Source organism: Psychrobacter sp. 1Y10 (assembly GCF_052259005.1).
Taxonomy (GTDB): Bacteria; Pseudomonadota; Gammaproteobacteria; order Pseudomonadales; family Moraxellaceae; genus Psychrobacter; species Psychrobacter saeujeotis.
In genome coordinates, this window is the sequence record NZ_JBQQES010000005.1 from 75,962 (window position 1) to 98,360 (window position 22,399).

At 43.3% G+C, this 22,399-nt stretch carries 22 protein-coding genes and 1 pseudogene; 20 read left to right on the forward strand and 3 right to left on the reverse strand.

Annotated elements, in window-relative coordinates; genetic code table 11:
• Nucleotides 1–13: 13 nt before the first annotated feature.
• The 5 genes from ACTXGH_RS08150 (at nt 14) to betT (ending at nt 6,671) form a co-directional block, all read left to right on the forward strand.
• A complete protein-coding gene (locus ACTXGH_RS08150; RefSeq protein ID WP_439296287.1) occupies nt 14–1,228 on the forward strand; it encodes a carboxynorspermidine decarboxylase in 1,215 nt (404 codons plus the stop codon).
• A 284-nt stretch (nt 1,229–1,512) separates the two neighbouring features.
• Entirely contained in the window at nt 1,513–2,787 is a 1,275-nt protein-coding gene (locus ACTXGH_RS08155) for a saccharopine dehydrogenase family protein (protein ID WP_439261565.1), read from the forward strand.
• 109 nt (nt 2,788–2,896) lie between these two features.
• Nucleotides 2,897–3,514, forward strand: coding sequence for a hypothetical protein (locus ACTXGH_RS08160; protein WP_439296286.1), 618 nt, complete (start codon nt 2,897–2,899; stop codon nt 3,512–3,514).
• 61 nt (nt 3,515–3,575) lie between these two features.
• Nucleotides 3,576–4,370, forward strand: coding sequence for a hypothetical protein (locus ACTXGH_RS08165; protein WP_439296285.1), 795 nt, complete (start codon nt 3,576–3,578; stop codon nt 4,368–4,370).
• A gap of 99 nt (nt 4,371–4,469) precedes the next feature.
• Nucleotides 4,470–6,671, forward strand: coding sequence for a choline BCCT transporter BetT (betT, locus tag ACTXGH_RS08170; protein WP_439261562.1), 2,202 nt, complete (start codon nt 4,470–4,472; stop codon nt 6,669–6,671).
• A gap of 314 nt (nt 6,672–6,985) precedes the next feature.
• On the opposite strand, the gene ACTXGH_RS08175 is transcribed toward betT, so the two are convergent.
• Complete coding sequence (locus ACTXGH_RS08175; RefSeq protein ID WP_439296284.1) at nt 6,986–7,447, reverse strand: DMT family transporter; 462 nt, start codon at nt 7,445–7,447, stop codon at nt 6,986–6,988.
• Nucleotides 7,448–7,453: 6 nt separating this feature from the next.
• Nucleotides 7,454–7,885: a DMT family transporter gene (locus tag ACTXGH_RS08180; RefSeq protein ID WP_439261560.1), complete on the reverse strand. Its 432-nt coding sequence runs from the start codon at nt 7,883–7,885 to the stop codon at nt 7,454–7,456.
• A gap of 169 nt (nt 7,886–8,054) precedes the next feature.
• Here ACTXGH_RS08180 and ACTXGH_RS08185 point away from each other — a divergent pair, with 169 nt between their 5' ends.
• The 15 genes from ACTXGH_RS08185 to radA all read left to right on the forward strand — a co-directional run bounded on the left by ACTXGH_RS08185 (nt 8,055) and on the right by radA (nt 21,027).
• Nucleotides 8,055–8,639: an HD domain-containing protein gene (locus tag ACTXGH_RS08185; RefSeq protein ID WP_439296283.1), complete on the forward strand. Its 585-nt coding sequence runs from the start codon at nt 8,055–8,057 to the stop codon at nt 8,637–8,639.
• A 36-nt stretch (nt 8,640–8,675) separates the two neighbouring features.
• Nucleotides 8,676–9,137, forward strand: coding sequence for a methyltransferase family protein (locus tag ACTXGH_RS08190; RefSeq protein WP_439296282.1), 462 nt, complete (start codon nt 8,676–8,678; stop codon nt 9,135–9,137).
• Nucleotides 9,138–9,199: 62 nt separating this feature from the next.
• Nucleotides 9,200–9,529: a DHCW motif cupin fold protein gene (locus ACTXGH_RS08195; protein WP_299220130.1), complete on the forward strand. Its 330-nt coding sequence runs from the start codon at nt 9,200–9,202 to the stop codon at nt 9,527–9,529.
• 51 nt (nt 9,530–9,580) lie between these two features.
• Nucleotides 9,581–9,910, forward strand: a complete 330-nt coding sequence (locus ACTXGH_RS08200; protein ID WP_439296281.1) for a YnfA family protein — start codon at nt 9,581–9,583, stop codon at nt 9,908–9,910.
• A gap of 155 nt (nt 9,911–10,065) precedes the next feature.
• Nucleotides 10,066–10,680 (forward strand): 6-pyruvoyl trahydropterin synthase family protein, encoded by a 615-nt coding sequence (locus ACTXGH_RS08205; protein ID WP_439296280.1) that lies wholly within the window; start codon nt 10,066–10,068, stop codon nt 10,678–10,680.
• Nucleotides 10,680–11,198: a tRNA (adenosine(37)-N6)-threonylcarbamoyltransferase complex ATPase subunit type 1 TsaE gene (tsaE, locus tag ACTXGH_RS08210; RefSeq protein WP_439261555.1), complete on the forward strand. Its 519-nt coding sequence runs from the start codon at nt 10,680–10,682 to the stop codon at nt 11,196–11,198. Before ACTXGH_RS08205 ends, tsaE begins: the two co-directional genes overlap by 1 nt.
• Nucleotides 11,199–11,242: 44 nt before the next feature.
• The gene (gene mutL / locus ACTXGH_RS08215) at nt 11,243–13,030 is read left to right on the forward strand and encodes a DNA mismatch repair endonuclease MutL (protein ID WP_439296279.1); all 1,788 of its coding nucleotides are present in this window, start codon (nt 11,243–11,245) and stop codon (nt 13,028–13,030) included.
• A gap of 114 nt (nt 13,031–13,144) precedes the next feature.
• The gene (gene miaA / locus ACTXGH_RS08220) at nt 13,145–14,281 is read left to right on the forward strand and encodes a tRNA (adenosine(37)-N6)-dimethylallyltransferase MiaA (protein ID WP_439296278.1); all 1,137 of its coding nucleotides are present in this window, start codon (nt 13,145–13,147) and stop codon (nt 14,279–14,281) included.
• Between the two features lie 393 nt (nt 14,282–14,674).
• A complete protein-coding gene (gene hfq / locus ACTXGH_RS08225; RefSeq protein WP_439261552.1) occupies nt 14,675–15,226 on the forward strand; it encodes an RNA chaperone Hfq in 552 nt (183 codons plus the stop codon).
• Nucleotides 15,227–15,495: 269 nt separating this feature from the next.
• Nucleotides 15,496–16,488 carry a KpsF/GutQ family sugar-phosphate isomerase gene (locus ACTXGH_RS08230; RefSeq protein WP_299220151.1) on the forward strand — a complete coding sequence of 331 codons (993 nt, stop codon included), beginning with the start codon at nt 15,496–15,498 and terminating at the stop codon, nt 16,486–16,488.
• Between the two features lie 57 nt (nt 16,489–16,545).
• A complete protein-coding gene (locus ACTXGH_RS08235; protein WP_439261551.1) occupies nt 16,546–17,112 on the forward strand; it encodes a KdsC family phosphatase in 567 nt (188 codons plus the stop codon).
• The gene (gene lptC, locus ACTXGH_RS08240) at nt 17,109–17,696 is read left to right on the forward strand and encodes an LPS export ABC transporter periplasmic protein LptC (protein ID WP_439261550.1); all 588 of its coding nucleotides are present in this window, start codon (nt 17,109–17,111) and stop codon (nt 17,694–17,696) included. Before ACTXGH_RS08235 ends, lptC begins: the two co-directional genes overlap by 4 nt.
• Nucleotides 17,697–17,914: 218 nt before the next feature.
• Nucleotides 17,915–18,430: a lipopolysaccharide transport periplasmic protein LptA gene (gene lptA / locus ACTXGH_RS08245; protein WP_420884190.1), complete on the forward strand. Its 516-nt coding sequence runs from the start codon at nt 17,915–17,917 to the stop codon at nt 18,428–18,430.
• Nucleotides 18,431–18,571: 141 nt separating this feature from the next.
• Nucleotides 18,572–19,282 (forward strand): LPS export ABC transporter ATP-binding protein, encoded by a 711-nt coding sequence (lptB, locus tag ACTXGH_RS08250; RefSeq protein ID WP_439296337.1) that lies wholly within the window; start codon nt 18,572–18,574, stop codon nt 19,280–19,282.
• A 299-nt stretch (nt 19,283–19,581) separates the two neighbouring features.
• Complete coding sequence (gene radA, locus ACTXGH_RS08255) at nt 19,582–21,027, forward strand: DNA repair protein RadA (RefSeq protein ID WP_439261549.1); 1,446 nt, start codon at nt 19,582–19,584, stop codon at nt 21,025–21,027.
• A gap of 186 nt (nt 21,028–21,213) precedes the next feature.
• Here the strand turns inward: radA and ACTXGH_RS08260 are convergent.
• Nucleotides 21,214–21,555, reverse strand: a pseudogene (locus ACTXGH_RS08260) (septal ring lytic transglycosylase RlpA family protein); the annotation flags it as partial.
• Between the last annotated feature and the right edge of the window lie 844 nt (nt 21,556–22,399).

Below are 22,399 nucleotides of genomic sequence, written 5' to 3' on the forward strand. Positions count from 1 at the left end.
TAGGTAACCTCTTATGCATTCTAACAATCCCATAAAAACCAGCCATTCGTTAACACCGTCAACGCCTTATTATTTGCTCGATGAAGCGGCAATCGTTACCAATATGCAGATTATTGCACGGCTATGTGAGTTATCAGGGGCAAAGGCATTGCTTGCGCTAAAGTGTTTTGCCACGTGGGGCGTGTTCGATGTGATGACTCCCTTTTTGCATGGCACAACCTCGTCTTCGCTCAATGAAGTACGGTTAGGCTATGAGACTTTTGGTGATAACGCGCCTGATAGTGAGAATAAAAAAGAAACCCATGCCTATAGCGTTGCCTATAGTGCGGATGAAATCGATGAGGTATTAAACTACGCCGATAAGATTATTTTTAATTCCATCTCCCAGCTAAACGCTTTTAAGGGTCAAGCAGTGGCAAAAAATGTCCCAGTTGGGCTACGATTAAACCCCAAGACCAGCAATTCGTCGTTTATTATTGCAGATCCGGCACGCCCTTTTAGCCGTTTAGGCGAGCATGATAAGGATAAAATCAAAGCTGTGCTCGCTGATATTACAGGCGTCATGATTCATAACAACTGCGAAAACGACAGCTTTGACGCTTTTAGTGAGAGTTTGGCTGATATTGAAGCCAGGTTTGGTGATATTTTAGCGCAGCTTGAGTGGGTAAGCCTCGGCGGCGGTATTCATTTTATCGCCCCCGACTATCCACTAGAAAAACTGGCGGCGCGTCTAAAAGGCTTTAGTGAAAAATATGGCGTACAGATTTATCTTGAGCCAGGTGAGGCCAGTATTCATGGCGCAGGTACGCTTGTCACAACTGTCTTGGATACCATGCACAATGAAAAAAACCTCGCTGTCGTCGATGCCTCTATTGAAGCGCACATGCTAGATTTGCTGATTTATCGTGAGTCTGCGCCTATTACAGCGCTCAATGCAGAGTCAGTAGAGGTGATGCCTATCAGACAAGAACAACAAGACGCTGCGGACAATACTATTATCTATGGACGCTCTTGCTTGGCAGGAGATATTTTTGGTGAATATCAATTGGCAAAACCGTTAAAAATTGGCGATACCATAAGCTTTGGTAATGCGGCAGGCTATACCATGGTGAAGAAAAACTGGTTCAATGGGGTCAACATGCCAGCGATTATCATTCGTCGTCTAGATGGCAGTATCGATGTGCAGCGCGAATTTGATTATCAAGATTACAAAGCCAGCTTGTCTTAAATTAACCATTCTCTTAACTTATTTAAACTTTTAGAAACAAAGGTTTAGGTCAAGTTGTTGAGATTTTTAAGCAGTCTATTTTTTAAACATTATTTTTACCGTTAACTGAATAAAAATTGTTATAATCGCCTCGGGCAAATCACCATTAGCAAAATGGTGCTTGCTCGACGGGTGCGTGGGTTTTCCTCGGTCTTCCTTTTTAATTCACGCATATCATTCACTCGTTTCTGTTTTGCATAGCCAATATCAATGGTATCGACAGGGATACAAAGGAGGATTGTTCATTGAACACAAACCAACAAGTTAAGCCCAGCAAAAAAGACGTACTCATCATCGGTGCAGGCGGTGTCGCTCAAGTGGTCGCGCATAAGTGTGCGATGCATAATGATGTGCTCGGCGAGATTCATATCGCTTCACGTACTAAAGACAAATGTGATGCCATCGTTCAAAGCGTAAAGGATAAAGGTAGCTTTAAGCAAGCTGCCGTCTTGCATACGCACCAAGTCGATGCTATGGACAGCCAAGCTGTCGTTGATCTTATCAATGATACCGGTATTCAAATCCTAATCAACGTCGGCTCGGCATTTATCAATATGACGGTATTGGAAGCTTGCATTGAGACAGGTGTGGCTTATATCGATACCGCCATTCATGAAGATCCGCGCAAGATTTGTGAGACGCCGCCATGGTATGAAAACTACGAATGGAAACGTAAGCAGCGCTGTGCGGACAATAATGTCACGGCAATCTTGGGTGCAGGCTTTGATCCCGGTATGGTCAACGCTTATGCGCGTCTGGGCTATGACATGATGGATGCCGGTTCAGTGACTGATATTGATATTATCGATATCAATGCGGGTAGCCACGGCAAATATTTTGCCACTAATTTCGATCCTGAGATTAATTTCCGTGAATTCACTGGTACGGTTTATTCTTGGCAGGACAGCCGCTGGCAGTCAAACAAGATGTTTGAAGTCAAGCGTACCGACGATCTGCCTGTGGTCGGCGTGCAAAACAGCTACTTAAGTGGTCATGACGAGATTCATTCACTATCGGCCAATTTGGACGTGCCAAACATTCGCTTTTGGATGGGCTTTGGTGAGCACTATATCAATGTCTTCACCGTGCTACAAAGTTTAGGTTTACTCTCCGAGCAGCCGGTGATGACTGCGGAAGGGCAAGAAGTAATACCATTAAAAGTGGTCAAAGCGGTACTGCCAGATCCAAGCTCGCTTGCACCAAATTATACAGGCAAGACCTGTATCGGTGACAAGGTTAAAGGACAAATAAACGGCGTTGAGACTGAAGTGTTTATCTACAACGTCTCAGATCATAAAGATGCTTACAACGAGGTCGGTAGCCAAGGTATCTCGTATACTGCAGGCGTGCCACCCGTCGCTGCTGCGATGCTGGTTGCGACTGGCGAGTGGGATGCAGGCAAGATGGTCAACGTCGAAGAATTGGATGCCAAGCCATTTATTAATCTATTGAATAAGATTGGTTTGCCAACGCGTATCAAAGATAGCAAAGGTGATAGGGCGCTAGAGTTCGATATTTAAAATTGAATTATTTATGAGCACTGACACCATATCAAGTTAGCGTTTGATATGGTGTTTTTTAGTTTTAATAACTTTAATAGCTCTGCCAATATAATAAAGAGGATTGGTAATGTCCCTTACTCAATACGAAGTTGGTGATTTAATTATCAATGCTGAAAAATTAAAGGTCTTGATGGTTTTAGAGTCGCCATATGTCAATGAAATTATCCATAATCATCCAGCGGCAGGCGAGTCGGCGCTTGATCTGACGCGCTTGTTAACCCGCCAAGGCTACGTACCATCCTTTAACCCAGATGTGCCTGTAGGCTGCAATATCCAAGCCTTAAACTACGCGCCGCTGGGTATTTTAAACTGCTCACACCTGCCCATGAACGCTGATGCTTATCCATGTGGTCTGCCCAATAACGCGCAATCACAAGTCGATAATCTTGCCACTCTCAAGCAGCGTTTGGCACCGCATCATCAACCAGACGTCTCAATAATATTGGCAAATACCGCCGTTTTTACAGACTTTTCGCGGCGTCTCACGTCGGTACTGAGGCAAAACCCTAACGTGGCCATTGTTCCTTGCGGTCAGACGGCATCAGGCTTTATCGATAGCTTTGTCGCTACCACGGATCAGTCACCAAACATCATCGCACGCCTGCCGCATCCCACAGAAGACGCGTGGCAAAATGTAGCCAACACAGATTTGCATGCCATTATTGGCCCTGCGATGTTGCCCTAAGCTTGTCAAAATACACTATGATTGCTTTGACAACCAAACATAGCAGTCAAGGACGATAGCCATGAGCGATAACGCGCCGCCTGTCACACCCATATGCTTAGACTCAATCCGCACCTGGCTGATTGCCACCACGCGCCTGTTTGCTAGGTTTTCGGTCATATTGATCGTGCTGGCTGGCGCTTTGATTGCCAGCTTTTTGCTGCACTTGCCGCTCATCATGTCTTATGGGCTAATTCTTAGCATATCAGCTGTCCTCTTTATCATGCTGATTATGATGTCCATTAAAAACATCGTTTATCTGTATCTAAAGTCCAGCGTTTGGGGGCAAATCGTTTTGTATTTGCTCGTCGCGCTCATCAGCGCGCGCTCGTATTTGTGGGCGATTGGGGCCATCAATCGTATATTTTTGGTCGATCCGAGCAACCTTGCGCTGACCACGACGGTATTGACCGCCATTGTCTTTTTTAGATACGCCATTATGATTTTGCTTGCAACTTATCTGTTGGCCCTCAGCCTGTATTTTTATGTGAGGCAAAAGGATGGGGTTCAAAACAACGACCGGCAAAAACTGGCCAAAAAACTATACGCGGGCGCCGCTTTTGTGGTCATCGTCGGCTTGAGTGTCATCGCTGCTGGCAATATCTCAAAATACAGCGATCAGATGATTCAAGCGTTTGCGATCCATATTGATTTTTATACCCATCATGCTTGTATCAATGATGATAAGAGCATGAAGGACAGTGATGGGATTTTGTTTTTATCAGCGCGTGATATTTTAGTGGCCAAAAAGGCGGGGCCCATGCAATGGCAATACCAACACGTCCGCTGTCAGACGCTCCAAAACCCGCTACGCTAACAAATCGCCCACCAGCCAACCCATAGTGAAACCGTGAGGCTGTGCTAAAATTTTCGCCTTTGGCACATTAATATAAACCATCCTAATGAGACCGTTATTATGAGTTCGCATCCTACAGACGACAAGCCTACCCAGGATTCGTCGACGCCCGCCCCATCCGATACAGGTGACAAAACAGCGCAAACCCCCTTTGAGCGCAAGCAATTTGGCGGCTCAGAGCGTCGATCTAAGCCTCATTTGGATGAGGATATGCCCATATCGCGTAGCGATCTAAAAAAGGGCGCCCAAGCGTTGTCACAAGACACCGAAGCGCATGTGAATTGGAGCGTGCTCATCATCTCATCAGTTGTGATTGCAGCTTTCTCCATTTGGGCCATTATCATGCCGATGGCTGCCAGTACCACGATGAAGACCGTCGTCGATTGGATCGCCACCAATCTTGGGTGGTATTACGTGATTACGATGGTGATAGTGATCGGTTTTGTTTTGTGGGTGGCGTTGTCCAAGGCGGGCAGTGTGCGGCTTGGGCCGGATGACTCACGGCCGCAGTATAAGCTGGGTACGTGGGCGGCGATGCTGTTTGCCGCAGGTGTCGGTATTGACCTCTTGTTCTTCTCAGTGACTGGGCCTGTGGTGCAGTACCTAACCCCGCCATCCGGTAGCGGCGCGACTGCCGATTCGATGCAAAACGCGGTCGTCTGGACGATGTTTCATTATGGTATTGCTGGCTGGTCCGTTTATGCGCTGCTTGGTATGGCGATGGGCTACTTTGCCTATCGCTGGGGCATGCCACTATCGATTAGGGCGGCGCTATACCCCTTATTCGGCAAGCGTGTCAACGGCCCTATCGGTCATGGTATCAGTATTTTGGCACTGGTAGGTACTGTGTTTGGCGTGGCAACCACGATGGGCATCGGGGTGGTGCTATTAAACGTCGGATTCTCGAAGATTTTTGGCTTAAATGAAGGCTTGAGCTTGCAGATTGCGCTGGTGATCGGCGCGGTTGTCTTAACCATTTTGGCGACCACCTCAGGGGTTGATCGCGGTATCCGCTGGATATCAGAATTAAACCTGTGGAGCGCGGTGGCGATGATGGCGTTTATCTTAATCGCAGGTCAGACGGCGTTTTTGTTAAATGCACTGGTCGAAAACTTAGGACAGTTCTTTGTCACTTTGCCTGCGCGCATGTTCAAAACCCTAGCTTACGTGCCGGGCAGTAGCGAGTGGATGGGCAGCTGGACGCTGTTTTTTTGGGCGTTTTGGCTGGCGTGGGGGCCCTTTGTTGGGGTGTTTTTGGCACGAATATCACGCGGCCGCACGCTACGAGAGTTTGTGATTGCTGCCATCACCGTACCTGTGCTGTGTGACTTTATCATCGTCTCATTCTTTGGTAATTCAGCACTTTATGAGGTATTACAAGGCAATACAGCCTTCGCCCAGCTGGCGATTGAGAGTCCCGAGCGCGGCTGGTATGCCTTGCTTGATATGTTCCCTGGGGCGACCTTTTTAGTGATACTAGCGACGCTCTCAGGCTTGCTGTTTTATATCACCAGTGCCAACTCAGGGGCGATGGTGATGTCCAACTTCTCCGCCTCCATCCCTGATCCTAGCGAGGATGGCCCTAAGTGGCTGCGTATCTTTTGGGCAGTACTGACGGCTATTTTGACCATCTCTATGCTGATCGCAGGCGGCGTGATCACCATGGAATACGCAACGCTCATATTTGCGCTACCTGTGACCGTTATCGTCTATTTGGTGATGTTTTCGTTTTTTAAAGCGCTTAAGATAGAGCAGGCTGAGCGCGAAGGCACCGTACTGCGTCGCCCCTCTATCGCGCCTAGTGGCGGTCACGTTCCGGAGCGCTCATGGACGCAGCGTTTAGGGCAGATGCTTACTTATCCTTCTAGGCGTGAAGCTATCAGGTTCCTTGAGCGTACCGTCCGCCCGGCACTAGATGACGTCGCTGATGAGTTTCGTCGCCAAGGCTATGTCGCTGAGCGCATCAACGCCGACCACAGCCTAACCGCACCTCTTGACGCGATGAGCGGACCCTTGCTGCGCTTATCGACCGCTGCCACCGACGATTTTTATTATCAAGTGTTTATGGTTGAGACCCCAGCGCCCACCTTTAGCGGTAAGCTGGCCTCTGACAGCGACATCTATTATCGGCTTGAGGTGAGCACCCAAACCGGCTCCGGCGGTTATGACCTTATGGGGCTCACTCGCCAGCAAGTCATCGATGATGTACTCGAGCAGTATCAAGCATATCTGACATTTTTGAGCATGCCTGTCTCAAAATAAAAGCCGAGGTTAAACGCTTATTTTGTAGGTTGGGTGTTGCAAGCGCCACCCAACCTACGAGATATTGGTGCACCAAATGTGCTTTATAACCTTATTGTTTTACATGGGTAGGTTGGAGCCGAGGCACAAGACCTAACATTTTGTTGATTTTAATTAACGGTTTAATGTCGTAAGCCACCTAATATAAAGACTAAAAATTCCAACGTACGCTTTTAAACACGCCTTCTGCATTTGCGCCAGTATTTTATTCTTCTTCTGTACAGACCTCTATGAGCAAAAAGGCACCATCAACATTCGATAAGCACTCTAATCACCTAAACTGTAACCCGCCTTTTATCACTCAAATAAATCAAGTACAGCGCCCCTGCCAGCAATCCTAACGCCGCTGTGCGTTTGATATCAAGTGGCAACTGACCATTGCCAAACCAGCCAAAGTGATCAATGATTAGCCCCATCATGACTTGTCCTGCGATGATGCCCACAATCGTCGCTGCCGTACCGATGCGCGGCACGCCAATCACGATCGCCACCATACAAAAATTACCAAACAGCGCGCCGGTATATTGCCAGATAGGCACGCTAAGTATTTTCTGTATATCTAGTGGCTCAAATAGCAGTATAAGCATTAGTAAGATAACAGAGGCTACCACATTAGTCAGCCACGCTGTCGTAACCACATCGGTATGTAGGCTTAGTGACCCATTGATAGTTGACTGCACAGCGATCGCCATACCGCCTAAGAGCAACAATGGAAAAGCAAAGGTGAGTAACATCATCGCCCCTTAATAGATTAGCACCAGTGCTATAAGTATCAATACCAGCGCACCGATACGATAGCCATCAATTTGACGGCGCACGCTACCCAATATGCCAAAATGATCAATAGCAAGACTTGCGGTAATCTGCCCGCATAAGATACCTACCATCGTTGTACCGACGCCCACCAATGGCGTGGTGATGGTCAATACAATAGTATAAATAAAACCGATAACGCCGCCTGTGAGTAACCATAATGGCTGACGCGTTAGTGCCATAATACGACTACGCTTGCGAATAAGCATGACAAGACTAAACACGATGACGCCGATGATAAATATCGATAGCGATGCGGATAATCGCCCAATCTGCTTACCTAATGGTCCTAATATCGCCGCTTCAATCGCAAGCGACATTCCGCCTAATGCGACGAATAACAACATCAACATTTGTCTCATAGTTTATCTACTTGGTCTTATTTAGCTTTATTAGCTATTGTTTAACGACACAAAAGCGCCTATTGTATGAACAAATAATTGTAATCACAACCAAGTACATTTTGATGGGTATTATTTAATCTCTAATGCTTGTTTACTGTCTAAAAAGTTATGTTTTAAGGAGACACTGTTGTCAAGTAACCTAACCGACATTACCAACTATCTATTAGAGCTTGACGCGCTAAAGCTTATCAATCGGCGCACCTATCTTGATGGCGGCTTGCGCGTTGAAAACTCCGCTGAGCACTCATGGCATTTGGCAATGGCATGCTGGACGATTGCTAGAAGCTTTAAGCTTGATGTATCAGAAGAAAAACTGCTAAAGCTGGCTTTAATCCATGATTTGGGCGAAATTGACGCCGGCGACACCTTTTTATATGACACCAAAAGAGGGGACGCGCACAACGCTGAGCGCGAGGGGGTCAAGCGGTTGGAGGCGCATAATGGCAATGCGGTGACTGAATTGTCCACGCTTTGGGAGGAGCAAGAAACAGGCACAAGCCCTGAGACCAAGCTATTAAAAGTGGTCGATAGACTGCTGCCGTTTTTACACAACATCAATAGCGAGGGCAAAACGTGGCGCGAGTCTGATGTCAAGCGCTCACAAGTGGCTGGTGCACATGCTTTTATTGCCACTGATTTTCCTAAAATTCATGCATGGATGACGCAGGAATTAAGTCTAGCAGTACAAAAGGGTTGGCTAATTGATGCTTGATGTGCTGGTGTCCAAGCGGTTTATTGAGGGGTGATAATGAAATTTTTAGAGCTAAAAATACCTCCAGTCGCACAAGTGCTTGCAACAGGGGCGGCAATGTACGGCGTGTCGAAAACGCTGCCAATGCTACAAACCGTTATACCAGGCGCAAAGTGGTTGGCAGGCGGGTTGACGCTCACTGGTATCGGCATTGGCATTGTGGGTGTGAACGAGTTTAAAAAGGCACAAACCACGGTCAATCCGCATAAACCAAATAATGCCACAAACCTTGTTGCCGGTAGCATTTATCAGTATACACGCAATCCGATGTACTTAGGGTTGACGCTGGTGCTATTAGCTTGGGCGCTGTATTTGGCACATCTTTTGGCTTTTTTTGTCATTCTTATTTTTTTGCTGTATATGACGCGCTTTCAGATTATTCCAGAAGAGCGCGTGATGCAGCAAAAATTTGGCAAAGCATATCAAGCGTATCTAAAGAAGGTACGGCGTTGGATATGAGATATGGTAAGTAGAATGTTTCATTATTAACGAATGGACAAACAAATCAGGGAGACGATGTCATGGAAATGAAGAGCATACCGTTTGGGGTTACTGACTGGACAGAAATAGAAGCAGTAGAAGTTAAAGGCGAGACTGGTACAGGATACTGGAAAACATGTGAATTTAACAATATCAATGTACATATGGTTGAGTATTCTGCAGGCTATCTTGCTGATCATTGGTGCTATAAAGGGCATATTTTATTCTGTATTGAAGGAGAGCTAAATACCGAACTAAAGGATGGTCGTACTTTTACCTTAACATCAGGAATGACTTATCAAGTGGCGGATGATACGATTGCCCACCGCTCGTCAACGCAGACAGGCGCTAAGCTATTCATCGTCGATTAAACCTACTGTGCATTGTTTAATGGGATTTATCACAGTCGAGGAGTAATAGTTTTGTCTGAATTAAAGACTGTTGGTCTTTTCTTTTTAACCGCACTTGCAGAGATTGTCGGCTGTTATCTGCCTTATTTGTGGTTACGAGAAGGTAGATCGGTTTGGCTTCTTGTCCCTGGGATACTTAGTTTGGCAGCCTTTGTGTGGTTGCTGACGTTGCACCCAACTGCGGTAGGCCGTGTTTATGCCGCTTACGGTGGGGTGTATGTTTCAGTGGCAATTTTATGGTTGTGGACTGTCAACGGTATTCGTCCAACTACATGGGATATAATAGGCTCTGCGGTTGCATTACTAGGGATGGCGATTATTATTTTCGCCCCGCGTCAGTAGGTGAGGGGTTTTATGAGTAAAGACGTTAATAAGTGCTTACTTACGGATACATATTGATTTGCTATAATAAGCAATAAGCCAACGATTAAGTCAGGCAAACTTCTATATTGTTAATATTTAGCACAACAGTGCCTATTGTTTTGGTCAAAATTATTATGCGTATACGTAAACTATTCAAATTCGAAAACGCTCATATTGTGCGTAACTGTAGCTCTGAGCGCTGCAAGCACTCTATTCATGGTCACAGTTATCAGATTGAGCTCATTCTTGAAGCCAAACGTTTGGATCATGGGCAGATGGTCTACGATTTTGGACTGCTAAAATCTTCCATCAAAGACATTATTGATAGTTTTGATCATGCCATTTGTTTTTGGAGTAAAGACGATCCTGAATATATCGCTGCTTGCAAAAAATTCAGCGCGCGCTGGATAAGTTTGCCAGTATCACCATCTGCAGAGCAGTTTTCGCGCGTTATCTTTTTTTGGGCTGATGAGATTTTAAAACAAACCCAAATGCAAAACGGTGAGGCGGACGTTAAAGTTTACTCAGTTATAGCCCATGAGACTGCTACAGGCTATGCGCAATGCTTTGCTGATGATGTAAACAATGAGCAAATGGGCAAGCTTAAGCTAGAAGATTTCGAGTTTAGCGAGCAAGTAAGCGCTGAGTGGCACGATCCTGAGTTGTATGCCAAATTGATTCGCGGCGAGCGTTTTGTCAATCCGTCGGTCACTATGCAGGTTCACGAACAACAAGCGGGTACAGTCTGATGTCTAACCATAATGATACCTCTTTTACTGATAAACAATTGCGAATACTAACCCTATATTCAGAAGCCGATACTGAGCGTTTGGCTGAGCAGCTTGCAGCTTTGCTACCCTCAGGTAGTATCTGGTTGGCAGGCGATTTGGGCGCAGGCAAGACCACATTGACACGCTATTGGTTGCAAGCATTAGGACATAAGGGCGCAGTAAAAAGCCCGACGTATACTTTGGTTGAGCCTTATAGTATTGAGCAGGGTGACGGTACGACTAAGCCGGTCTACCATACTGATTTATACCGTATACAAGATCCTGAAGAGTTGTCTCTTATTGGTTTTGATGAGTATCTTGAGGACGAAAATGCGCTAGTAATCATCGAATGGCCAAGTCGCGCTGATAATTATTTACCACCGCCTACGTTGTTTATTGATATTACTCAAAGCGTTGATGAGACACGTCAAGTTGAGATACGATTATCAAAGGTAGGGCAAGCGCAAGGGCTAGATTTGTCATTACTAAAAGTTTAGTTTGATAAAGTATGTTTGCGATCCACAAAATATGATATTCATCAATGCCAGATAATTATCCTAATACACGTATCAAAAAACTATCGCCATTGCTCATCAATCAATTAGCAGCGGGTGAGGTCGTAACACGTCCAGCAGCAGTGGTCAAAGAATTACTAGAAAACGCAATTGATGCTGGTGCCTACCATATTGAAGTACATATTACTCAAGGTGGTATGGGTATGATAGAGGTGATGGATGATGGCGTCGGCATTCATCCTGATGATATGGTCATGGCAATTACCCGTCATGCGACCAGTAAAGTTGCGGATGTGGCTAATTTGCATGGTATTACGACGTTAGGCTTTCGCGGGGAGGCGTTGGCTGCGACAGCAGCTGTTTCTCGTCTGACTTTAACCAGCAGTCATGATAATAGCGGTATTGGTCGACAGCTACAGGTTGCAGGCGTATTAGAAGACATTCCAAAACTGATACCAATCGTACATAAACGCGGGACGACAGTCACTGTCAAAGACATATACTTTAATGTACCAGCACGCCGTGGCAGTCTGAAGTCTATTGCAACTGAGTTTGGTCATATTGAGACGATTGTACGTGAAGTCGCTTTGGCACGTGCTGATGTAGCGCTCACATTATTTCATGATAATAAGAAGCGACTGTCGCTGTCTGCAAAGTCTATTAATAGCAGTAATGAGAATCCTAATCGTCTGCCATTATCACGCCTTGAACAAGCAACAGGGGCGTTATTAACGCCTAATGCGCTAGAAGTAGTGGTCGATTTATCCAGTCTAGTGCAGCAGCCTATGGGGTCTATTGATAACAATTACTCAGGTCAGCAGGCAAGTATTAGTGGTTGGTTATGGCCTAGTACTAATTCGCAGGATACCTTGCCAAAACTACTATATGTAAATGGACGTTTGGTAAAAGAGCCAATCGTTAATAATCAGTTACGCCAACTTGCGCACAAAGCGGGCGCTATTAGTATCGGTTACGCGCTTTATTTTGATTTGCCAATTCAGTGGCTCAATGTCAATGTCCATCCATCTAAACAGCGTATCAAAATCAGTCCACTTAATAATATTATGGCACATTTAAGCCATGCAGTTCGTTTGAAGCTAAAAACTGTTATCACAACGCAAACAATGGTGCCAGCTGACAGTCATAAGAAGCGAGCGCCAGAGACGAAAACTGCGATAACTAAATCATTTGATGATTTGTCATTTAACACCTCTACTACCAACGATTTAGGACAAGGCAGGCAAGTACAAGCGCCTAAACAACCGTATCAGACATCAAAAAGCAAGCCGTTTTCTATTCGTAAACCGGATTCTCATACAAAAAAGCCTTACATTGATGAGCTTTCAGAGTCGCGTGTCAATGTTTTGAATATGTCTTTAGATGATAGCGTTAAGCACTTAACTAGCTCAAATATAGCAACCAAATCTCTACCAGTTTGCTTAGACATTATTCATAGTATGGATAGCGGGATAAGTAAGTTTTCAAACACTGAAGCCATTAATAATAAGTCGCTGCCTTGGCTATTATTTTATAATCAAAGCCAGTGTCTGTTAATCAGTGCAGAGGGTTGGCAGTCAAAGATGCGAGTATTGTTTGAGTCACATATACTGGATAATGAGGCCTTTAAAAGAAGGCAGTTGCCGGATAGTCCAATATATATTAACCAACAGCTTGCAACTATAAGCACTCAGATGTCTGCGCAAGACTTGGTGGTTTTTATAGCAGATATGGAAGAAATACTGTTTGATGAGGCAATCATAAATATTGACCGCAATCAGTTGGTTTCGTTCATGTTGTCATCTACATCTGAATAAACCACGCTTCAGTTTAATCATAGCTCCACTCTAATTATAAAAGATAGATAACAGGCTTCTAAACAGCTAGTCTCTAGTTCGACTATTTAAATTATTACTCATAAAGGCAATTTTATGCAGCTTACGTCTAATAGTATCACTCCTAAATTGGCGGATAACAGCGTGGTTTGCCTAATGGCGCCGACCGCCAGTGGCAAGACCGCCTTAGCCTATGAGTTATACGATACTGGTCGTTATGAGCTAATCTCAGTAGATTCAGCACTTATATACCGTGATATGAATATAGGTACGGCCAAACCTACGACTACTGAGCTTACGCGTTACCCGCATCATCTAGTCAATATTATCGATCCTATGCAAAGCTATAGCATGGCTGAATTCGTCAGTGATGTCATTCGTTTAATTGATGACTGTCATAATAATGGCAAAATCCCGCTGTTGGTAGGCGGCACTATGATGTATTACATGGCGCTACTCGACGGGCTATCTCCAGTACCAGATAGTGAGGACAGCGTTCGCGCTCATGTAGAGCAGTGGCGACAGACAGAAGGCTTACAAGCGTTGTTTGACTATCTTAGTAAAGTCGATCCTATTAGTCATCAGCGTCTTCATGCAACTGATACCCAGCGTATTACGCGAGCCATAGAAGTATATCTACAAACCAACATTGCTATAAGCGACTGGCAGCGTAAACCTAAGCAAGCAATAGCAAACAATCCACATCAGCAGTGGCATGCACTTACAGTAATGCCAGATCGTCCCTGGCTGCATACGCGTATCGAGCAGCGTTTAGATATCATGTGGCGTGAAGGACTAGTAGATGAAGTACTTGGTTTGCTTGAACAATATCCGCTGACACCTAATTTGCCATCTATGCGCTGCGTTGGCTATCGGCAAGTTTTAGAGTACCTGACACATATTAATCATTCAGTATTTGAGCAGCCACATCTTGATAAGACCCAGTTTGAAGATGTTTTTGGTAGATTTGAAGACCCAAGCAAACATAAAATAAAACCACAAAGGGCGCTGCAATCACAGTCGTCAACCCTTGATAGTCAAACCGAGGCGCTTGCTTGTTATCAAATGCAAAATAAGGCATTATATGCTACAAGACAACTGGCTAAACGCCAATATACTTGGCTACGTAAGTTGGCTCAATTATCGAACGTAAATAACGATTTGCATAATAACAACGAAGTTGTCATATCATCCTACGAATCTATGACGCAAGCTAGAGAATATCTGATCTGAACAATCATTTGTCATCTATTAATAATGATAGACAAGAAGCTTATGGTATTACGTTCTAATAGATTTTAATAATAGTAAAAACAAGTTATAAATATTTGCAGATTATGAGAACCAATCACAATAAGTTTCAAAATTTGGCTGAGACAGCTGTTATAATTTGTTAATCTAACAGTTACAGTATGCTTTGCCAACTATGATTGTTACTATTGTTATAAAAGCAAATAATCATTTATTTACAATAATATAGTAGTTAAACAAAGTAGAATTAACAAAGAAAAATTGGTGCTCATTTAGATACGTTTTATTAGTAAAACTTACTACTGTATCTTTTTCTAACGATTATAATTAAACAAGCACTTATAATATAATTATATAATATTCGGGAGAGTTTTTATGTCAAAAGGACAAACATTACAAGATCCGTTCCTAAACTCATTACGTAAAGATCGTATTCCAGTGTCTATTTTTTTGGTAAATGGTATTAAATTACAAGGCCAAATTGAATCATTTGACCAATATGTCGTTTTATTAAAGAATACAGTTAGTCAAATGGTTTATAAGCATGCCATCTCAACTGTAGTTCCAGCACGTAATCCACGAGGCGCTAGTACTACTGCATCATCGAGTAGTGGTATGCAGACTCAAGGTACTAACGGCTACCAAGGCGGCAGTAATAACAGCGGGTTTGAAAGAGGTAGTAATACAGGCGCAGGTGGCGGCTTTGAAGAACGTGGCTTTGCCTCTAATCGTAGTGGTTTTAATCGTGGCGGCTTTGGTCAGGGACAAGATCGCGGGTTTGAACGTGGTGGTCTAGGTCAAAGTCAAGATCGTAGTTTTGAGCGCGGTGGTTTTGGTCAAGACCGCGGATTTGAGACACCAGCAGAAAACACGGGATTCAATGAAAAGCCCAGCAATGACTTTGATGACGATAACAACAATAACTAATTGATGCTATTTACGAAGGTATATTGTTGAAGTCTATTTTAATAAAAAGATCTGCTATTGAGTGGGTCTTTTTTTTATCAACAACTTCACTATTGTAAGACTATCAAGCATTTGAACGGGGCAGCTAATAAGATGTCTGAATATTCTTTAAACAATATAGTTGATATGTTTTTTTAATCAAGATTACATTGTACAGTTCTAAGTCATATTATTAAAATGGCTCTTAATATAGTAAAATATATTATTAATGATAATTACCGAGTCAAACCATGAGTAACTGTACAAACAATCTTACTGACGACCAATTTATGACCACTGCCATTGACGCTATTCAAACTGAGATAGCCGCGTTGGCGTTATTAACTGAACAGATAGACGATAGGTTTGTGCAAGCTTGCAAAATCATTTTGGCTTGTAAAGGTCGGGTAGTCGTGACTGGTATGGGTAAGTCAGGTCTGATCGGGCGCAAGATAGCAGCGACGTTTGCTTCTACTGGTACGCCAGCATTTTTTATGCATCCTGGTGAGGCAGGTCATGGCGACTTAGGAATGCTTGTAAAGGGTGATGTGTTACTGGCTATCTCCAACTCTGGAGAGTCGGATGAAATCAAGACCCTATTGCCAGTGGTTAAGCGTTTAGGCATTCCGCTGATAAGTATTAGCCGAGACAAGCGCGGTATGTTGCCACGCGCAGCCGATATTATATTGACCCTTGGCAAGTCACAAGAAGCTTGCCCGCTTAATCTGGCACCTACTTCTAGTACGACGGCAACTTTAGCGTTAGGAGATGCTTTAGCAGTGGCTTTGGTACATGCGCGTAATTTTACTTCAGAAGATTTTGCCTTATCGCATCCAGCAGGTGCGCTTGGTCGACAGCTATTAACACGAGTAGAGGATTTGATGCATAGTAATGTAGATAATTTGCCGCTTGTTAATCAAAAAGCGCCATTACAAGATGCATTATTTACAATGTCTGCAGGCCGTTTGGGCATGACTGTTGTAATCGACGATGAGCAAAAAGTCGTCGGTGTGTTCACAGATGGGGATTTGCGCCGTGGTTTGGAAAAACGCATTGATCTTGCAACACCCATACAAGACGTAATGAGTACTAATCCACGCCAAGTAAGTAAGTCAATGCGTGCATCTGATGCCTTAAGTGTCATGAATGAAAATGCAATCAGTCAACTACTAGTGATAGATGAAAAAGAGCATTTAGAAGCCATCATTACTGTGCATGATTTGCTACAAGCAGGTGTGAAATAAGCGCTTAGACTAAATAGGTTTCACATTTAAATAATAAGACTTTATAAGAGATAAATTATGCAAGACTTAATCGAAAGAGCAGGACAGGTTAAAATGTTGGTCTTGGACGTTGATGGTATCTTGTCAAACGGTCAGATTATCTATGATGCTAATGGTATTGAGACTAAAGCGTTTTCGGTACAAGATGGGGTCGGTATTAAGTCTTTGGCACGCTATGGTATTTTAACTGCTATTATTACTGGCCGTAGTAGCCCTATGGTCAATAAGCGTGCAGCAGAGACTGGCATCGATTATGTGGTGCAAGGTCGTGATGATAAGCTTATCGCTTTAAAAGAGCTACTCTCTACCTTAGATCCAGCGCTTAATATTACGGCTGCCGACTGCGCTTATATGGGTGATGATTTGCCTGATATTAAAGCCATGCAAACCGTCGGCTTTGCAGCGACAGTACCTAATGCGCATGCTGAGGTTGTCAATCGCAGCGATATGGTAACGACGTGCACTGGCGGGATGGGGGCAGTACGTGAAGTGTGTGACCTGATCTTAAAAGGTCATGGACAGTATCAAGACTTTATTTCACACTATACGCTTGATAAAGTGCCAGCGCAGGATGATTTATCGTGAATACTCGTGTCCTAGTTGTTTTGGCCTTAATTATTGCCGGTATTGCTGGTTGGTTTTTTCAACAACAAGGTAAGATCACACCGCCAGTAAACATAGAAGCTTCTGAGGTGGATTATGAAGCGACTGATATAAAAGCGGTACAAACCAATGAAGAGGGTGAGACCGAATACGAGTTAAATGCCGATTCACTTACGCATAATCCAGTGACCAATCAAGATGAGATGTCGGGTATTACCATGAACTGGGAGCCATCTGATGAACAGCGTTATCAAATTCAAGCAGGTAGTGCTACGATCAACCAACAAACAGGGGAGCTGCTTTTGTCTGGTGGTTTTACCTTAGTTAGCGAAGACAAAGCGAGTGGATCATCAGATATTGAACCTATTGAAGTCACAGGTCAAACGCTTAAAGGCAATACCAAGTCTCGTCAAGTCTATAGTGATGAGTCCGTCAAAGTTGTGCAGGGTATGAATCGCTTTGAGGCTTCTAGTATGCAGGCCAATCTTGAAACTGGCGAGTATGAGTTTGGACAAGTGGCTGTGACTTTCACACCTGCTGAGCGTCAGGATCAGGCTTTATTTTAATGTCTTGTATATTACGTATTATTGTCTTAGATAGTTTAAAATAGTTGGTAAAGGTAATAGCAGCAATTGGCTCGCTTATTGCTACTTATCCATTAAATCAATCTAGGTTGCTCGTACTACTTAATAGCTTTTGCTTTTCTACTACTTATTACCTTCTTATCATAAAAGAGTAACTGCTTATGAAATCTAACTTTTTGCCTGCCACTAGTCAAAATTATATGTCGCAAATTTTACGCGTATTGCCAATGGCTATGCTAATAGCATTACCACTATATAGTCATGCATTGCCATCAGATGCCAACCAGCCCATTAAGTTATTAGCAGATAAAGCGACCTATAGCGAGCGTACAGGTATTACCAGTTACTCCGGTAATGTCATTATTACCCAAGGCACATTAAAGCTTACCGCTAATGATATTACGGTAAATCTCTCGCAGCAGCGCAGCATTAATTCAGCAGTGGCAACCGGACGGCCAGCGACCATGCAACAAGTTATCACTCAAGAAAAAGGCCTAGCAAAAGGTCAAGCAAACAAGATTGATTACAATGCAGTGAGCGGTATTATTACTTTAACGGGTAATGCAAAACTGGTGCAAAACGGTGCTAGTTTTGCTGGTAATGTCATCCGTTATAGTCTCAAGGCTGGCGATGTTGAAGCGACAGCTGGTGGTAGCCAGCGTGTTGAGTTGGTATTGCCGCCAAATAATAGTACCAACCAAAATAGTATACGCTAAAATAATATACCAAATAAGCGCTTAAATTTGCCTTAGTACGAGTAACATATGAGTGATAATAGTAGTTTGAATAGCGACTTTGATAATCAAAACATATCTGTGATAAACAGTACGCCTACGCCCAGTGTTGAACGTCTAACAATGCAAAATCTAGGCAAACGTTACGGTAAGCGCTGGGTAGTCAAGGATGTCTCTTTTTCAGTCGAGCAAGGGCAAGTTGTTGGGTTATTAGGGCCCAACGGCGCAGGTAAGACAACCAGTTTTTATATGGTAGTCGGTTTGGTCAATATGGATAAAGGCCGTGTGACCTTAGGTAAAATGGATTTGTCTAAATATGCCATGCATGAGCGTGCTCGAGCTGGCATTGGTTATCTGCCACAAGAAGCTTCTATCTTTCGTAAGCTATCTATCGAAGAAAATATTTTAGCTATTTTACAAACTCGTAAAGAGCTATCAGCTACTCAGCAGAGGCAAGAGCTTGAAAAGCTCATCGGAGAGTTTCATTTAGAGCACGTGCGTCAATCACTAGGCATGAGTGTCTCAGGCGGTGAGCGTCGCCGCTGTGAGATTGCGCGCGCTTTGGCCGCTGATCCCAAGTTTATCTTGTTAGATGAGCCTTTTGCTGGGGTTGATCCTATTTCAGTTGGTGATATCAAGGAAGTTATTTTAACGTTGAAAAACCGAGGCATCGGCGTGCTCATCACCGATCACAATGTACGTGAAACACTCGCCATCTGCGAAAAAGCTTACATTGTCTCAGAGGGAGCCATCATTGCCGAAGGTACAGCATGTGAAGTTTTAGATAACGAGCTGGTAAAATCAGTTTACTTAGGTAAGGATTTTCAAGTATAGATAACGGTTTGCGTTATCTTTTTATTGCTTAAAAAACTCTAGAACATATGATTAAGCGTACATCTATAAAGGTCTTATTAACCTTGATTTTTTACCTATCAGTACCATTTAATCAAAGTAATTCAACTATTTACTAATGATCTTGGTCAATGCTCATTGGTAAATATTCAACATACCCAACCTCATTCTTTCTTCTCAAAACTATTATTAATTTATTATAAATTATAATGTCTCTTTTTCTATAAAGAACAGTATTTTGACCTTTTCTTATCTCGCAACTTAAACAGGGTGCATATACGATGGCAAAAAATAAAAGTAGCTACGTCTGTCAGCACTGCGGTGCGCATTTTGGTAAATGGTCAGGACAGTGCTCTGATTGTGGCGAATGGAACAGTTTGGTTGAAGCACCAAATGTCAGCATGCCACATCATAATAAAAATACAGCCAAACCCGCTGCGAATCGAGGAGCACCGCGCGGTGCAAATGGTGGTACTCCAGCAGGAAACTATTCAGGAACGCAAAGTGCGGTGATGCCGCTTAATGCCGTTAGCGTGACTTTAGATACACGATTACCAACAGGTATTAGTGAGTTTGATCGAGTATTAGGCGGCGGTTTGGTAGCGGGTTCTGTGGTATTGATAGGCGGTGATCCAGGCATTGGTAAATCTACTATTTTGCTTCAAACAGCGACCAATATGGCACGTGCCGATTCATTGGCAGGCAGTGCTCTGTATGTCACAGGGGAGGAGTCACTGGCGCAGGTTGCAATGCGAGCCAAACGCCTAGACCTACCAGCCGATCGCTTGCGAGTGTTGGCTGAGACTAACGTAGAAACCATTTGTGCTGCCTTGACCCAAGAGCAGCCTGCGATTGCTATCATTGATTCGATTCAGACCATTTATACCGATGCGATCAATTCAGCGCCCGGCGGCGTCAGTCAAATTAGGGAGTCTGCGGCTATCTTAACGCGCTATGCTAAGCAAACGGGTACGGCTTTATTTTTGGTGGGACATGTGACCAAAGAAGGCACGCTTGCAGGACCACGTGTACTTGAGCATATGGTTGATACGGTTTTGTACTTTGAAGGCCAGTCTGATTCACGATTTAGAATGATACGTGCGGTCAAAAACCGCTTTGGCGCGGTCAATGAGTTGGGCATCTTTGGGATGACAGATATGGGTCTTAAAGAGGTTGCCAATCCATCTGCTATATTTCTAAGCCGCTATGATAAGCCTGTTGCAGGATCAGTGGTAATGGTCAGCCGCGAAGGTACACGTCCATTATTGGTTGAGGTACAGGCGTTAGTCGATGACTCACAAGGACAGCCAAGACGTATGGCTTTAGGGCTTGATTTTCAGCGTTTATCGATGCTGCTTGCTGTGATGCACCGTCATGGCGGTATCCATACTAGTGGACAAGACGTTTATGTCAATGTAGTTGGCGGCGTCAAAGTAATAGAAACGGGCTCTGATTTGGCAGTACTATTGGCTTGTGCATCCAGTATTAGAGAAAAACCATTACCCTCATCATTGGCGGTGTTTGGTGAGGTAGGTTTGTCAGGCGAGATTCGTCCTGTACCAAACGGACAAGAGCGCTTAAAAGAAGCTATGAAGCATGGTTTTACTCATGCCATTATTCCAAAATCAAATGCACCTGCTAGTGATTCACCGCAGTTTAAAGGTATTGTCGTACATGCTGTAGAGCGCCTAGATGATGCAATAGAAAGGGCGTTTGAAATTTATTAACTACGTCAATAAGACAATGTGTCAATAACATAACTGCTAAAAAAGCAGTCATAAAAAAAGTGTCAAACTTATACAAGCTTGACACTTTTTTGTATTTTAATCACTTTTCACACTGCTAATTTCGATACATCTAAATTCTAAAATCGTTTACAGACCTAATACAATCTTATAGGTATCGATCTTAAACTATGGACCTGAAACACGTTCAATTGATACATTACCAACACCTTTATTGGTAATACCTAAACGTTTGGCTGCACCATAAGACAAATCTAAAACGCGATTACCGTGGAATGGACCGCGATCATTTACTTTTACAACCACACTTTTGCCATTGGTTTTGTTTGTCACTTTTACATAGCAATTCAAAGGTAGGGAGCGGTGAGCGGCAGTCAAACCGTTCATATCAAAAGTATCACCGCTGGCTGTTTTGCGACCATGAAACTTACGTCCATACCAAGAAGCAAGACCAGTCTGTTTGAATTTACTGACAGAATTAGAAGCGACAGCAGTCAATCGCTCTAATACATCCTCATCATCAGTAACTTGGCTAGTATCATCGGCGAGCAAAGAGCTGTTAATAGCCAATGACACTGGTTGACGCGCAGATTTAACTAAGCTTGAAGCGTTATCATGTTGACGAGTAAGCTCGCCAAGGACACGATCAATATGAGAGGTGTTGTCTTGAGATAAAGTAGAGAGAGACGTTTTTGCTTCAATCGCATTAGTATTAGAGGCTGCTGCAGAGCCAGCAAACAAACATACCGATATTGTAAGTAAACCAGATAGACGCTTATTCATAGGTACCTCTATAGCTTATATATTAAGACCTGATATCTAAAACCTTGTATTGTGCGCAAAAAATTCAGCAAATTTATAAATGCGTCAATTTTTTTATCCTTTCCTACAACGTAAAAGCTAATACGTAGGAACAGTAATTAAACAGGCTTTAGGATAGGGATAATTTTTATGTTGGAAGTTTTTAATATAAAACCAATTATTAATCATATAAAAATGCAATTACTTGGATTTGTTATGAGTACGTTAACTTAGGTAGTAGCTTTGAAAGATAATTGCTGACTATACGTAATAGCTACGACTAGAATATAATTAATTGCAATCTTTCTTATTAGAACTGTATTGGTTATGTATCAAGTATTATAAAAAAGAGAGTAACGCAATTTTTTGTAAATCGCAAGTGTTAATACTGACTTACAAATGTTAGTTATTTAAGTAAATACTATAGTGCACTTGAATAATAAAATAAATATTTAGGCAATAATAACAATGTCTTATATATTATAAGCGATGAATTTTTGTCTATCTTTTACTTTAATCGCTTTTATGTTGCACAAAGATACTTTAGAACCTT